Origin of the sequence: Pseudoalteromonas sp. L21 (assembly GCF_021728035.1) — a bacterium.
Taxonomy (GTDB): domain Bacteria; phylum Pseudomonadota; class Gammaproteobacteria; order Enterobacterales; family Alteromonadaceae; genus Pseudoalteromonas; species Pseudoalteromonas arabiensis.
Genome location: NZ_JAKKCV010000001.1, coordinates 619,246 through 633,630, shown reverse-complemented (window position 1 = coordinate 633,630; position 14,385 = coordinate 619,246). Strand labels below are relative to the sequence as shown.

The following is a 14,385-nucleotide window of genomic DNA, read 5'->3' as shown; positions in this document are numbered from 1 at the left end:
ACGTTCACATCTTACAGTTATATCTTAGGTACAACCTTATAAACACCCACACCATCAACACCAAGATATAAATCACCATTAGGATGGGTGGCAAGGCTGCGTACGCGACCAACCCCTTCAAATACCTTACTGTGACCAGTTACTTTGTCACCATCAAGTTTCACCAAAACAAGGTGGCCAAACTTCATCGAACCCACGGCAATGTGACCTTGCCACTGTGGGTATTTGTCACTGGTGATAAATTCCATGCCAGAAGGGGCAATTGAAGGCACCCAATACCAATCAGGTTGCTCCATTCCTGCGCGGCTGGTTTCGTCGGTAATTGTTGTGCCAATGTAGTTGATCCCATAGGTGATCTCAGGCCAACCATAGTTTGCACCCGCTTTAACTATGTTAATTTCATCGCCGCCACGAGGGCCATGTTCATGGCTCCATATAACCCCCGTTTTAGGATGCATTGCCATACCTTGAGGGTTACGGTGTCCATACGAATAGATACTTTTGTGAGTCGTTTTATGGTTATAAAACGGGTTTGATTTAGGGATAGAGCCATCGCTATTGATACGGTGAATTTTACCCGCATCATAGTCTAGGCTTTGTGGGTGAACGTCTCTTTTACCACGGTCGCCAATAGAGAAGTACAAGTAACCGTCTTTGTCGAACTCAATACGCGAACCATAGTGTTTCGTTGTTTTAATATTTGGCTCGCCATCAAACAACAGTTGCTGGTCAACAAGTGTCATATCTTTAAAGCGGGCGCGCATAATCGAGGTATTGTAACCCTCACCATCGCCTTCATAGCCTGAGTACGAAAAGTAAATCCAACCATTGTCGGCAAAGTTCGGATCAAGCTCTATATCTAATAAGCCGCCTTGGCCTTCGTCATGTACTTTAGGTGTGCCTTTAACGACTTGCTCAACGAGTTTGCCATCACGAATTAACCTAAGCTCGCCACGTCTGTCGGTAACGAGTAAGTCACGCTCGTTAAGCCAAGCCATACCCCAAGGAATTTGAATTCCTTCGCTTACTAATTCTAGTTTGTAGTTATTCGCGCTGGCATCCAGAGGAATCTTTTGCTCCGGCTGGGCACAGGCTTGCAAACTCGGCAAGCTAATCAAGGCGATGATTAAACTGTTAAACAAAGACCTTTTCATGGTAACTCCATAATATTTAAACACGATGTTACTAGCCTAGCTGGTTCAGCATTAAAGTGTTATTAACATTAGAGCAATGTGCGATTATTGGTAGGAAAAGCGAGGTAAAGAGCGGAGGCTTAGCCGTCAGTCTGAAAGCTGATGGCTCGTTGAACCATCGCGCGAAATAAATTTCACGCCTACGGTACTCCTTTACTCTTTCCCCTTGTAACTCGCTAACTTGTTTTAAATCTGCTAGCTTAGCAAGTTCTTATTCTTAAAAGGATTTAACAAGTCGTATGAAGTCAGAAAAGTTTTTTAAATGGGTGTGGAATGTTAACGGCATAATTTTACTTTTAGGCTTAATCATTGGAGCAGCAGCAATAGGGTATAACTTTGTTGCTTACTTACTAAAGTCCGATAACTATGTACAGCAACAAACACTAAACTTAGCTGAAGATGAAAAGCAGCAAGAAAAGTGGAAACTGGGTTACCCCCGTAAGGTCGAGGGGAGTGATTTTTACTTTATCCCGTTGGAATCAGAAAAACTGGATATTGAGGTGAAAGCTGACGTAACAGTTTACAATAATTTTAGCGGTGGTTATAAATACAGACCTACGCGCTCAAAGAACATCTTGTTTCTTAATGACAAAACCAATCACGCTAAGTGGCTATTTAACACAACGGATCAGTTGATCATAGAGTTTGGTGCTTTAAGCCATTACAAAGAGTTTGATACTCGTCCTTACAAGGAGCAAAAAGTCTATGCTCCTAAGGCAGTTTCGTATGAAGTTATCAAAAACGATACCAACAACGACAAACTGCTCGATGGCAAAGATAAGCGCACCTTCGCGCTAAGCAAGGTTGATGGCTCAAACTACAGCGAAGTTATTTCAGGTTACAACCGCATTGTAGAGTCTAACCTCAATGCTGAAGGCAATTTATTCGTTGTATTTATTAACAACGATGAAGTTTACTCAATGCTGATAGACCTAGGTAAATTTGAAGTGATTAGTAAAAGCATTCTACCGAAGGTAGGGGAGTGAGATTGATATTAGGTATCAGATGTCAGAAGAATGATCTGACATCTGAAAACTAACTACGCGGGGTAAACCCGCTGCTACTTAAAAACTTGCGACTTTACTCTCGTAGCCCGCTAACTTGTTTTAAATCTGAGAGCTGACGGCTGAAAGCTGATGGCTCGTTGAACCATCGCGCGAAATAAATTTCACGCCTACGGCACTCCTTTACTCTTTCCCCTTGTAACTCGCTAACTTTGTTTTAAACCGGATAGCTGTTTTCAAGCTTCACATTTTTTCGCCTCTTGGGTTAGCTGTTTAAGTGCGATGATTTGGCCTTGTTTGTTTTGGTCTAGGGCGAGTAGGTCACCTTGGTGAATATGGGTATCTAGGGTGCCGTGTTTTTGTAGCTCTTCTAGTAGTGATTGTTTAATTTGTACTATGACATTTTGCTCACAATCTGCGATATACCAGTCGTTATCAACGCTTACTAAACGGCCGGTGAAGCGGGTACGGGTTTGGTGATTGGCTAATGCTTGTTGGTAGTTAGCATCTAGGTTTTGTTTTTGCTGTTTAAGATTACTCACATAGCTGCCTTTGGCGTCGAGTTCGTGTACCTCAAGCCATTGGTAATCAGATAAATCCACGGCATAAACATCGGTTAACTCGCGGTTGTTGTATTGCAGCATGACAAAACCAAGAATTACTAAAGCAGCAAAAACACCGGTCATTTGTAGGCCTAAAAAGCGCTGTGATCTTGGCGTTGCTGACAGTGGCTTTTGCATGCGTGAAAGCTCGTCGCTGCTTAAGCTATGCTCTGCCTTACGTTTTTGAAAATGTGCTTTTAAATCAGCATCGAGTTGCTCGTCGTTACGCTTCATGATGGCCTCCTAGTTGTTGTTTCAGGTTTTGACGGGCATATCGCAGCCGAGTTTTAATGGTCTCTGGGTTACTTTGCGTGATAGCAACAATATCTTCGAGACTAAAGCCTTCTTGTTGTAAGGTCAGCGCTTCTCGTTGTACAAAGCTAAGTGCCATGAGTGCTTTATCAAAGGCTTCGTAGTCGTAGTGATAACTTGTATCCTGAGATTCAGTAAATAGTTGGTTGTCTTCTAACTCAACGAACTTTTGCTGCTTACGAAATTCATCAATTAACAAATTGCGTGCTAACCGAAAAAGCCACGCTTTTGGGTTGTTTTGAGCAGTGTAAAAGTCGCGTTTATCAATGACTTTTAACCAGGTTTGCTGGCATATATCGAAGGCAAGATCTTTATCACTTTGTGTGACTAGGTAGTGATAAAGATCGTTCCCGTATTGAGCAACGAGTTGGTTAAGATAGCGGTTGTCGCCCGTTTTGGCATACTGCGCCAAACAATCTGTGTTTGGCTTGTCAAATAACCATATCTTGATGCTCATTAGCATAGGCAGTTATCCATCTATTTTAAAGTCAAGTTGAACGCTTTGGTTTGTTTGTAATTGTGCCACACCTTCAACAACTTTAGGGCGATATTTCCAACGTTTAATAGCGCGAATTGCTTCACGGTCAAATACCCGCTTAGGCTCAGCATCAATAATAACAGGGTCAATTACTTCGCCCGTTGGTGAAATGCTAAAGCTAATTTGCACCCAGCCTTCAATACCATCGCGGGCTGCGACCGGCGGATATTTCGGGTTTATACGCACGATAGGCGTTGCATCTCCCGTTGGTTGATTAATGGTTTTACTAAGTGTGTCGCCAATGCCATCAAAAGTCATTGTTGGTGTTGCATCGGAAATGACTATTGTATCTGGGGTTTCAGCCGTAGGGCGTGGTGGCGCTTTTGGCGGCATTTTAGCAACTGGCGGTGGCGGCAGTGTTTGTTTTACTTGTACTTTGGAGTCTTCAGGTACTTCATAAATTTCAACTGTGATATCTGGACCTAGCTTTACATCGGCTCTTTGCTCAGCAGAAATTAAGTACTGCATGAAGGCAAATGCTGCAAAGGTCATTACACCGCCGCCAATAATTGCTGCGCTTGTCTTTAAAGCCGTATTGCTGTTATTCAAGCTTGCTGAGTTTAGTGGTAAAGTATGCATAGCCGTTCCTCTTTGGATAATTGCTTTCATAGCTAAAACGGCTGGCAAATAAAAAAGGGGTGAAAATTTTTTTCATTTTTTATTTTTTCACTAATTTTAGTGTGACTTTTTAGGTTGTTATGAAACTTATTCAAATAGATAAAGCCCGTTACCGTAAACATTTAAATCACGTGATTATTGCCTGCGTAATTGGTTTAGCCGTTGGCAGTTTAGCCATTTCACAAACATTAATTGCGCTATTCCCTGACCCAAGCGGTAGCCATTTTCATTGGAACTTACTAGGTGTTGTTGTGTGTAGTGTGCTGGTGGGCTTTGTGCTTAATAAGTACCGTAATCATGATTACATGACTGAAATTGTCTACGTGTGGGAGCTTAAAAAAGCCCTTAATAAAATCACCCGTAAAATGCCAAAGTTAAAAGCAGCAGGGCGCGAGGGCAATGCAGATGCTTTATTAGCCATTCATTACAGCTATGCCGGTTCGCGTTTGTTATGGCAGCTTGATGACAACACTATTACCATGGATGAGTTGGCAATTAAGCAGGCTGAGCTTGATAGTGTGGCAGATAAATACAATCTCTCGCTTGATGCAGAACGTTATGATGAGACAATCTTAAAGCAATTTTAAGGACGAATAATGAAAAAGGTGTTGATTGTTTGTTTAGGCAATATTTGCCGCTCACCCACAGCTGAAGCGGTTCTTCGTAGCCGTGCCAAGGCGCTGGGGGTCAATGTCAAAGTTGACTCTGCGGGCACCATTGGTTATCACCAAGGTAATCCACCAGATCCGCGCTCAAAAGCAGCAGCCGAAAAGCGCGGCTATAGTTTTAAAGGCATCTATTCGCGACCAGTTACTCAAGCTGATTTTTATGAGTTTGATTTAATTCTTGCGGCCGACAAGCAAAACCTTGCTGATTTACAAGCTCAGTGCCCTGAGCACCTGCAATATAAGCTGTCGTTGTTTTTAAGTCATGGTGATGCAGGGGAGAGCGAGATCCCAGATCCCTATTACGGTGGCGATCAAGGTTTTGAAAAGGTACTCGATTTAATTGAAGACGCAGCAGATAACCTGCTTAATACGTTGTGATAGGGTCGCACTGCGACCCTTTTTATTTATTTGTTGATTTTAAAGTCTAATTGCACCTTAGAAATCGCTGCAACGGCTTGACCGTTTTCAAATTTAGGGGCATAACGCCATTGTTCTACAGCCCTTTTGGCTTCTGTCTCAAAAGCGCCCCCGCCTTTAGATTCAATAACCGTTATTTTATCAACAAAGCCTGATGGGGTTACTTCAAATTCCATGACAACACTGCCGCTTTGACCTCGTTGCGCTTTTATCAATGGGTATTTAGGGTTAACACGGTACAGGGGTTCTTGTTCTTGGCTGTCTTTCCATGGCACCATTTTGGCAATGGCAACACAATGCTTAGTGGCTTCCTCTCGTTTGCCCACTTTTTCGTAAAGATATACAAGTTTAGAGTGAGCATCCAGCTCTGCTTTATGATCAAAACTCAGTGCTTCATCAAAAACAGTGACGACATGGGTCAAACGCTCTATCGCTTGCTCGTAGTTCTTTTTATGTTCTGCAAACGCGGCAACTAAAAAGTCAGCTTCAATACGCTCAACAGAGTTTTCAGGGATATTATTTCTATAATATTCGTCGGCTTCCTCTAGGTAAGCTTTTGCTGTGAAGTAACGACCACCACTTGGTTTGTAAGCTAGGATACGCGCTGCTTTGAGTTTGCTATCAGCAACTAGTTTGTGATCTTTTTTTATCGTGGCGATTTCAATCGCGTCTTCAAGGTAGTCAAAAGCAAGTCTTGGCGATTTGGTTGAATGAGCTAAACCAAATAATGAGTCGTAAACCTCGTTGCTCAGCTTACCATGATTTTTTGCTAGAGTATCGTAAGCATATTTGAATAGCTCAAAGCGCTCTTGTTGCTTGTTTTCAGGTAGAGTATTGGCATAGTTGATTGCTAAATTCGCTGTATTCTCAGCATCTTCACCATATACCTTTTGACCAAGCGCATAGGCTTTTTTGGCAAGCTCGGTGGCGTCTTCATGTTTCTCTATAGCGGCTAGGTAAGCACGATAAGTGTTATTAAATTCTGAGTTTATATCTTGGCTCGCCAAACTGGGTTGGCTCAATAGCAGGGTGGCACATAATGCGAGAGACATTTTTTTCATAATAATCCTTATTATTATTTTCCTGTGTAGGTACGTGAATAAGATTGTTGGAAGTTGAGTAAATGAGAATTAATCTTATCCTCGGCGATGGTAGCAAACGGCGTGAGTGTTGTCACTTGTTTAGAAACTTTCCAACTAAAAGTTGCATGCCAGTATTTCAATTTTAGCCGCAATACACAGTGCAAAGCTCGTATCTTTAAGTGCTTTGAGTGTATAATACTTGAATTGCTGGTAACTGCCTCAATATTAGTTATCACTCGTCGTATGTTGCATTCTTACAACCTTCAAGCTGTTGTAATCACATTTGCAGTATCGCATTTATTTTTTAATTTGGATTTGTCGTGGCGCAAGTAAGAGCAAGAGTCCAGCTAAATGTTGGCAAAAACAGTGATATTCCTGCAGAAATCGTATCTTTTAGTGGCTTAAATGATGGCCAAGAGCATGTTGCTTTAGTGTTTAATCAAGCCGACACTGAGCAAGACGTACCTTTAATTCGTATGCATTCAGAGTGTTTAACTGGCGATGTATTTCATTCGTCACGTTGTGATTGTGGTGAGCAGTTAAATGAGTGCATTGAAATGATGCACGAGCAAGGTGGTATTTTACTGTATTTACGCCAAGAAGGGCGTGGCATTGGCTTATACAACAAGATTGATGCTTACGTATTGCAGTCGCAAGGTATGAATACTTACGAAGCGAATAACCACTTGGGGTTTGCTGATGATTTACGTGACTTTTCAGATGCAGTATTAATGCTCGAAGCTCTTAATCAAAAGCATGTTAAGTTAATGACAAATAACCCGAATAAGCTTAAAGCACTGCGTGATGCTGGCATTGAGGTTGATTCAGTGGTTGGTACCCATGCACACATTAAAGCCGGTGTAGTGGGTAACCGCGCTTACCTTGAAACGAAAATCAAACATGGCTCGCACATGCTTGATATTAAGAAAATTAAAAAGCCTGAATAAATTTCACAACAGGTGACTATAAACCCGTGGCGCACCCAGTTATACTCGGTGCGTTTTGCCGTTATTGAATGAGAAACTATGTCGATCGAAGTTCGTGTTTTTAAAGCCGATGCAGGCGTAAAATGGTTTAAAGCAGGGTGGGAAATCTTCAAGCTGCAACCGGTTACGTTTATTTTAATGCACCTGTTAATAGGTGTTGTTGGCTTTTTATCGTTAGTGCTACCGCTATTACAAGTCGTCGGTGCATTTGTTGCGCCATTTTTAATGGCTGGTTTTTATCAAGCAGTGTTGACAAAACAACAAGGCGGTACGGTTAGCCAAGTTGATATTTTTAAACCCTTTAGTAATAAAGGTAATCGTATTGGTTTAGTGCGTGTTGCTGTGTACCAGATGGCGGCGGGTATTTTATTAGCCCTGTTATCGAATTTTATTTTTGCCGATGCTTATGCGGTTATTTCAAGCCAAACGTTTGACCCACAAAATCAAACACATATTGCTGATTTACTGGCCACTATTTCCATGGGGCAAGTGGCGGTATTTCTACTGGCAATCTGTGTGTATATGACTGCGTTTGCTTATGCTATTCCATTGGTTTATTTTCAAAAGCAAAGCAATATGTTGCAGGTTCTAAAAACCTCATTCATGGTGTTTTACCATAATATGGCGCCACTGAGTGTTTATGGCCTCATTTGCGCCGTTTTAATAGTGATCTGTATTCCTTTATCGTTTATTCCTCTATTGGTTTTAATGCCAATTTGTTACATTAGCTTCTTCGTGTCTTTTCAGGCTATTTTTATGCCGGTTGTACCAAAGGGTGATGACCAACCAAAAGCACCACAGACGCAGTCACAATCAGGGCGCTTTGACGCGTAATGGATGATAAAGAACAAAAGTTAAAGAATTACGTACTTTGGTTACTGTCTCGACAAGATTATTCGCGTCGCGATCTAACACGAAAGTTACAGCAAAAAGAGGCGATGCCCGAGTTTACAGAGCGTTTGTTAGATTGGTGTGAGTCACACAACTTTATTAACGAACAGCGCTACTGCGAAGGGTTTGTACGCCGCCATTTAGCAAAGTATCATGGTGCTAAACGCATTCAGAGCGAAGCAATGGCAAAAGGGATAGACCGAGCATTATTAGACAAAACGCTCGAGGAGTTCGAAATCGATTGGTTTGAACTCGCACAGGACGCATATTTAAAGAAGTTTTCAAATTCAGGTAAAGAACTCGACCAGAAAGAAAGAGCGAAACGTGTACGCTACTTGATGTATCGAGGCTTTAATTACGAACAAATTGATTTTGCAATGCAAGCACAGCAATAAACGGGTGAGATTTTCACATGCAGCATATGACTACCGCACAGATCAGGCAACAGTTCTTAGACTTTTTTGCCTCTAAACAACACCAAATTGTTCCTTCAAGCTCGCTGATCCCGGGTAACGATGCCACGTTATTATTCAATAACGCCGGTATGGTGCAATTTAAAGATGTATTTTTAGGTGCGGAAAGCCGCCCTTATTCGCGTGCAACCAGCTCACAACGTTGTGTGCGTGCAGGTGGTAAACATAACGACCTTGAAAACGTAGGTTACACAGCGCGTCACCATACATTTTTCGAAATGTTAGGTAACTTCAGCTTTGGCGATTACTTTAAGCAAGACGCAATCAAGTTTGCGTGGCAGTTTTTAACTGAAGTAGTGAAACTACCGCAAGAAAAGCTACTTGTTACCATTTATCATGATGATGAAGAAGCGTTTAACATCTGGCATAAAGAAGTAGGCCTAAGTGAAGATCGCATTATTCGCATTGCAACCAGCGATAACTTCTGGTCAATGGGTGATACGGGTCCGTGTGGTCCATGTTCTGAAATCTTTTACGATCACGGTGAAGAAATTTGGGGTGGTCCTCCTGGTTCACCTGAAGAAGACGGTGACCGTTTCATCGAGATCTGGAACCTAGTATTCATGCAGTATAACCGCCATGCCGACGGTACAATGGAGCCGCTTCCTAAGCAGTCTGTTGACACAGGTATGGGTCTTGAGCGTATCTCTGCAATTTTACAAGGCGTTCACTCAAACTACGAAATCGATTTATTCCAAGCGCTTATTGCAGCGGCGGCTAAAGTAACCAACGCACAAGATTTAGGTGATAAATCGTTACGCGTTGTGGCTGACCATATTCGTTCGTGTGCGTTCTTAGTATCTGACGGTGTTATGCCATCAAACGAAGGCCGTGGTTATGTACTACGTCGTATTATTCGTCGTGCTGTTCGTCATGGTAACAAGTTAGGCGCTAAAGGTGCATTCTTCTACAAGCTAGTTGCTGCGCTCATTGAGCAAATGGGTCAAGCGTACCCTGAACTTGCTAAGCAACAAGAAATTATTGAAAAAGTACTGCGTATTGAAGAAGAGCAGTTTGGTAAAACACTTGAGCGTGGTCTGGCTATTTTAGAAGAAAGCCTAGCTGACATCGAAGGTGATGTGATCCCAGGTGACTTAGTATTCAAACTTTACGACACTTACGGTTTCCCAGCTGACTTAACGGCAGACGTGGCCCGTGAGCGTTTCATGACGATTGATGAGCACGGCTTCCAAGAATGTATGGCTGTTCAGCGCAAGCAAGCACAGCAAGCAGGTAAGTTTGGTGCTGATTACAACCAACAACTTAAGTCTGAAAAACACACAGACTTTAAAGGTTACGATGCGGAGCATTACACAGGTACTGTGGTCGAACTTTTCTGTGAAGGTCAATCGGTTTCTGTACTTGAAGATGGTCAAGAAGGTATCGCAATCTTAGACCGCACACCATTTTATGCTGAATCAGGTGGTCAGGTTGGTGACACCGGTGTGTTAAAAGTAGCGGGTGGTGAGTTTGTCGTTACTAACACTACGAAGCTTGGTAATGCATTTGCACACCATGGTCGTGTTCAAGGCCGTATTGGTACAAACGATAAAGCAGAGGCAACAATTGATGCAGCACGTCGCGATAGCATCAAGAAAAACCACACTGCAACGCATATTCTGCATGAAACGTTACGTCAAATTTTAGGTGAGCACGTAAATCAAAAAGGTTCACTTGTTGACCCTGAGCGTTTACGTTTTGACTTCTCTCACTTTGAAGCAGTAACAAAAGACGAATTACGTCAAATCGAGCGTGCAGTGAACGATGAAATCCGTCGTAACTTTGCACTTGAAACTGAGCTAATGGCTATCGAAGATGCTAAAGCAAAAGGTGCAATGGCATTATTCGGTGAAAAATACGACGACGAAGTTCGCGTAGTAACCATTGGTGATTATTCAATTGAGCTATGTGGTGGTACTCACGTTAAGCGTGCAGGTGATATTGGTTTATTTAAAATCGTATCAGAAAGCGGTATTGCTGCCGGTATCCGCCGTATTGAAGCGGTAACGGGTGCTGAAGCAGTTGCTTATGTAAGTGAGCAAGAGCAACAGTTAAATGATGTTGCAGCACTAGTAAAAGGTGATAGCAGCACAGTACTTGAAAAAGTAACCGCATTACTTGAGAAATCAAAAGGCCTTGAGAAGCAAATTGCACAGCTTAACGACAAGCTTGCAAGTGCAGCAGGTGCATCGTTACTTGATTCTGTTGTTGAAGTGAACGGGATTAAGCTACTGGTTGCTGATGTTGCAGGTACTGAGTCTAAAGCACTACGTGGCATGGTTGATGACCTGAAAACGAAGATTGGTTCAGGTGTTATCGCCCTTGGCGTAGCCAATGGCGACAAAGTAAGCCTGATTGCCGGTGTTACTAAAGACCTAACAGGTAAAGTGAAAGCTGGTGAGCTGGTAAATCACATGGCTGCACAAGTAGGCGGTAAGGGCGGTGGTCGTCCTGATATGGCACAAGCTGGTGGTACTCAGCCAGAGAACCTTGCTACTGCCTTAGAAAGTGTAACTGGTTGGTTATCTGAGCGTTCTTAACTACTAGTGGCACTTATCGTCCAAAAATTCGGTGGCACCTCAGTTGGCTCAATAGAGCGAATTGAGGCCGTCGCCGACCTTGTTGTAAAAACCAAGCAACAGGGCCATCAAGTTGTGGTGGTGCTCTCGGCTATGTCGGGAGAAACTAACCGTCTTATTGAACTCGCTAAACAAATAGATTCTCGACCAAGTGCTCGTGAGCTTGATGTATTGCTAACCACTGGTGAGCAAGTGTCAGTCTCTTTACTCGCAATGGCGATTATTAAACGGGGCCATTCTGCGGTAAGCTTACTTGCCGATCAGGTCAATATTCGTACCGACAATATGTTTGGCAAAGCGCGCATTGAAGAAATTGCGGCGACTCGTCTTAAGCATGAACTTGAGCATAATCGGATTGCTATTATTGCGGGCTTTCAGGGTCGTGATATTGAAGGTAATATCACAACCCTTGGTCGTGGCGGTACTGATACCTCTGCGGTTGAGATTGCGGGTGCTATCAATGCCGACGAATGCCAAATTTACACTGATGTTGATGGGGTATACACCACCGACCCGCGCATTGAACCAAATGCGCGACGTATGAGCCATGTTACCTTTGAAGAAATGCTCGAAATGGCAAGCTTGGGCGCAAAAGTTTTACACATACGTAGTGTTGAAGCAGCCGGTAAATACAATATACCGCTTAGAGTATTATCGAGTTTTAACCCGGATCAAGGGACCTTGATCAGTTTTGAGGAGCCGGATGTGCAAACCAATATTGTGTCGGGTATTGCTTTTAATCGAGATGAAAGCTTAATTTATGTCAATGGTGTGCAGCAAGGGGTAGAAAACCTTGCAAAAATTTTGCAACTTTTTGCAGAATTCGGTATCGAAATAGATATGATTAATCAAGTTAATCATAACTTTGAAAAAATAGACTATGCTTTTACTGTGCACACAAATGATTTTGAGCAAGCACTTGAAATTCTAACTTTAAACCAAAGTAATATAAAAGCGGAGTCTGTTAAAGGAGTAAGCAATGTTGCCAAGGTGTCAGCTGTAGGTGTAGGAATGAAATCGCACTCAGGTGTAGCAAGTTTATTTTTTAATGCCCTTGCAGAGGAAAACATCAAAGTAGTGCTTGTGTCGACATCAGAAATAAAGATTTCAGTTTTAATTGACGAAAAATATTTAGAGCTGGCTGTGCGTGCACTTCATAAGGTTTTTTTAACTGAAAATGAATAAGATTTAGAGTTTTTACTTACTTTTAAGTCAAGTTTTCATTAAAATGTTTTTGACGCGGAATCTTTTAATTTTTTGGAACATGGGAGCAAGAGAATGCTAATACTAACTCGAAGAGTAGGTGAGACCCTGATGATCGGTGACGAAGTAACTGTTACTGTTCTTGGTGTTAAAGGAAATCAAGTTCGCATTGGTGTAAACGCACCGAAAGATGTATCAGTACATCGTGAAGAAATCTATATGCGAATCCAAGCAGAGAAATCTAACCCAAATCCGGGCAATGTTTAATCAGCGAAAAATTCTTAAGAGCCACTCATTGAGTGGCTCTTTTATTTAACTCAACAACTATTTCATCGCTAAGTGCTTGTTTAGAGATGTATTGCATACCGCGCTGTGCTTTTAATATATAACCTCGTTCAGTCTCAATAATCTCGCTTACCTGCTGCCAGCTTAATTGGTAACTCTTATAAGGGTTTTCAGCCTTAATCCCTTCATCGTCAAACAAAATGGTCACCTCGCTACCTGATGCACGGCTCATCATTTGTCTTGCTACCCACCACGGACGTTTGTAATAAAACGAAAGGCACTCAACGACAGCAAGCATAATCATAAAGCTGCCTAAATAATGATTATCTAATTGATAAAAAGCTAATAAGCCCAGAGTTATTAATAATGCCAGTAGCGGGTATTTAGGCTTGGCTTGTGATGAGTAGGGCAGTGACTCATCAAAGCATTCGTAGTAATACGGTTTATCTAGTGTGTAAGTTGTACTTAATGTCATTCGGGGGCCTACTTAATTTACTGGCAGCAGTTTAGCACCGATAGAAAAAATCTGCCGCAGTTGGTTTTCATTTTGTTGTCATTATGAGAACTTACTATGATTGTATTTTTAGGTGTAAATAGCATGTTTATTAGTTCAGCCTCATTCGCTCTCGCAATGGCTAGTAATACCTTTTTGGTTATGGGTGATATGCCATACACACCAATAGATGAAATTAATCTCGCTCAGCCAAACGGCAAGCTCGCACGTGCAGTCGCATCCACGCCTCATAGCTTTTTGATGCATTTAGGTGATATGAAATCAGGGTCTTTACCTTGTACAAACAAGTTACTGCAGGCAAATAAGCAGCTTTTAACAGCTATTACCGATAAGCCTTTTATCTATACTTTGGGAGATAATGAATGGACTGATTGCGATCGTGACAGCCTAAACCCTCAGTTTGACGAGCTTGAGCGATTAGAATATGTAAAAGGGTTAATGTATGACGATGATTACTATAAAAAAGCAAACTTATTACAAGGTTTTACTCATCAGCTCGATATGAACGAGAATGCGCGTTGGCAATTTAATAATATTGAGTTTATGACTCTGCATATCGCGGGCACGCATAATGGGCGCGCGCAGATACTGAAAAGTGATAAAAATGATGCTTTGGATGCAGCAGATAAACGCGACAGGCTAAACTTAGAGTGGTTGCAGCGGGGCTTAAATAACCAAAGCGTTAAAGCGTATGTCATTGGCTTTCAAGCTGATATTTACAATGCAACGAATAAATCAGCATGCACTGCGACACTGCGCTCAAACTGTGATGCATTTAAAGTCTACCGCGATGCTTTTTCCCAATTTGCTAAATTTGCAAAAAAACCTGTGCTCATTATGCATGGAGATACAGGGCCATTTTGTTATCAACAGCTCACAGAAAATTTAACGCGATTAAACGTGCCTGGTGATTATGTAGTTAGTGATATCGCAAGTGTGAAACTAGAAGATGGGGAATGGCAAATAACCAGTGTTGCAACGGATAAAGCGTTAACAGCGACATGTAAATAAAATGAGCGG

The 14,385-nt window shown here is 42.1% G+C and carries 16 protein-coding genes; 10 read left to right on the top strand and 6 right to left on the bottom strand.

Annotated features, from left to right (window positions below):
* Nucleotides 1-17: 17 nt before the first annotated feature.
* Nucleotides 18-1,154 carry a PQQ-dependent sugar dehydrogenase gene (locus L3V41_RS02935; protein ID WP_193987699.1) on the bottom strand — a complete coding sequence of 379 codons (1,137 nt, stop codon included), beginning with the start codon at nucleotides 1,152-1,154 and terminating at the stop codon, nucleotides 18-20.
* A 278-nt stretch (nucleotides 1,155-1,432) separates the two neighbouring features.
* Between L3V41_RS02935 and L3V41_RS02930 the strand changes: the two genes are divergently transcribed.
* Nucleotides 1,433-2,179 carry a hypothetical protein gene (locus tag L3V41_RS02930; RefSeq protein WP_237127138.1) on the top strand — a complete coding sequence of 249 codons (747 nt, stop codon included), beginning with the start codon at nucleotides 1,433-1,435 and terminating at the stop codon, nucleotides 2,177-2,179.
* Between the two features lie 254 nt (nucleotides 2,180-2,433).
* Here L3V41_RS02930 and L3V41_RS02925 read toward each other — a convergent pair whose 3' ends face one another.
* Genes L3V41_RS02925 through L3V41_RS02915 form a run of 3 tightly spaced genes read right to left on the bottom strand, consistent with a single transcriptional unit; the run spans nucleotide 2,434 to nucleotide 4,228 of the window.
* Complete coding sequence (locus L3V41_RS02925) at nucleotides 2,434-3,033, bottom strand: hypothetical protein (protein WP_237127137.1); 600 nt, start codon at nucleotides 3,031-3,033, stop codon at nucleotides 2,434-2,436.
* Nucleotides 3,023-3,574, bottom strand: coding sequence for a sigma-70 family RNA polymerase sigma factor (locus tag L3V41_RS02920; protein ID WP_237127136.1), 552 nt, complete (start codon nucleotides 3,572-3,574; stop codon nucleotides 3,023-3,025). Before L3V41_RS02920 ends, L3V41_RS02925 begins: the two co-directional genes overlap by 11 nt.
* Nucleotides 3,575-3,580: 6 nt before the next feature.
* Complete coding sequence (locus L3V41_RS02915; RefSeq protein ID WP_237127135.1) at nucleotides 3,581-4,228, bottom strand: energy transducer TonB; 648 nt, start codon at nucleotides 4,226-4,228, stop codon at nucleotides 3,581-3,583.
* A gap of 119 nt (nucleotides 4,229-4,347) precedes the next feature.
* Between L3V41_RS02915 and L3V41_RS02910 the strand changes: the two genes are divergently transcribed.
* On the top strand, nucleotides 4,348-4,854 hold the full coding sequence (locus L3V41_RS02910; RefSeq protein WP_237127134.1) for a DUF3087 domain-containing protein: 507 nt from the start codon (nucleotides 4,348-4,350) through the stop codon (nucleotides 4,852-4,854).
* A 9-nt stretch (nucleotides 4,855-4,863) separates the two neighbouring features.
* Nucleotides 4,864-5,313 carry a low molecular weight protein-tyrosine-phosphatase gene (locus tag L3V41_RS02905; RefSeq protein WP_062569601.1) on the top strand — a complete coding sequence of 150 codons (450 nt, stop codon included), beginning with the start codon at nucleotides 4,864-4,866 and terminating at the stop codon, nucleotides 5,311-5,313.
* A 26-nt stretch (nucleotides 5,314-5,339) separates the two neighbouring features.
* Here L3V41_RS02905 and L3V41_RS02900 read toward each other — a convergent pair whose 3' ends face one another.
* Nucleotides 5,340-6,413 carry an energy transducer TonB gene (locus tag L3V41_RS02900; protein ID WP_237127133.1) on the bottom strand — a complete coding sequence of 358 codons (1,074 nt, stop codon included), beginning with the start codon at nucleotides 6,411-6,413 and terminating at the stop codon, nucleotides 5,340-5,342.
* 341 nt (nucleotides 6,414-6,754) lie between these two features.
* On the opposite strand from L3V41_RS02900, the gene ribA reads away from it, so the two are divergent.
* The 6 genes from ribA to csrA all read left to right on the top strand — a co-directional run bounded on the left by ribA (nucleotide 6,755) and on the right by csrA (nucleotide 12,833).
* Entirely contained in the window at nucleotides 6,755-7,381 is a 627-nt protein-coding gene (gene ribA / locus L3V41_RS02895; RefSeq protein ID WP_062569603.1) for a GTP cyclohydrolase II, read from the top strand.
* Between the two features lie 78 nt (nucleotides 7,382-7,459).
* The gene (locus L3V41_RS02890; protein ID WP_193987694.1) at nucleotides 7,460-8,254 is read left to right on the top strand and encodes a BPSS1780 family membrane protein; all 795 of its coding nucleotides are present in this window, start codon (nucleotides 7,460-7,462) and stop codon (nucleotides 8,252-8,254) included.
* Nucleotides 8,254-8,706: a regulatory protein RecX gene (locus L3V41_RS02885; protein ID WP_237127132.1), complete on the top strand. Its 453-nt coding sequence runs from the start codon at nucleotides 8,254-8,256 to the stop codon at nucleotides 8,704-8,706. The genes L3V41_RS02890 and L3V41_RS02885 overlap by 1 nt, the downstream gene beginning before the upstream one ends.
* 17 nt (nucleotides 8,707-8,723) lie before the next feature.
* The gene (gene alaS / locus L3V41_RS02880) at nucleotides 8,724-11,324 is read left to right on the top strand and encodes an alanine--tRNA ligase (protein ID WP_062569606.1); all 2,601 of its coding nucleotides are present in this window, start codon (nucleotides 8,724-8,726) and stop codon (nucleotides 11,322-11,324) included.
* Between the two features lie 6 nt (nucleotides 11,325-11,330).
* Nucleotides 11,331-12,548 (top strand): aspartate kinase, encoded by a 1,218-nt coding sequence (locus L3V41_RS02875; RefSeq protein ID WP_062569607.1) that lies wholly within the window; start codon nucleotides 11,331-11,333, stop codon nucleotides 12,546-12,548.
* A gap of 93 nt (nucleotides 12,549-12,641) precedes the next feature.
* The gene (gene csrA, locus L3V41_RS02870) at nucleotides 12,642-12,833 is read left to right on the top strand and encodes a carbon storage regulator CsrA (protein ID WP_036970495.1); all 192 of its coding nucleotides are present in this window, start codon (nucleotides 12,642-12,644) and stop codon (nucleotides 12,831-12,833) included.
* A gap of 25 nt (nucleotides 12,834-12,858) precedes the next feature.
* On the opposite strand, the gene L3V41_RS02865 is transcribed toward csrA, so the two are convergent.
* Nucleotides 12,859-13,326 (bottom strand): YcxB family protein, encoded by a 468-nt coding sequence (locus L3V41_RS02865; protein ID WP_062569608.1) that lies wholly within the window; start codon nucleotides 13,324-13,326, stop codon nucleotides 12,859-12,861.
* Between the two features lie 123 nt (nucleotides 13,327-13,449).
* Here L3V41_RS02865 and L3V41_RS02860 point away from each other — a divergent pair, with 123 nt between their 5' ends.
* On the top strand, nucleotides 13,450-14,376 hold the full coding sequence (locus L3V41_RS02860) for a hypothetical protein (protein ID WP_062569609.1): 927 nt from the start codon (nucleotides 13,450-13,452) through the stop codon (nucleotides 14,374-14,376).
* Nucleotides 14,377-14,385 lie beyond the last annotated feature (9 nt).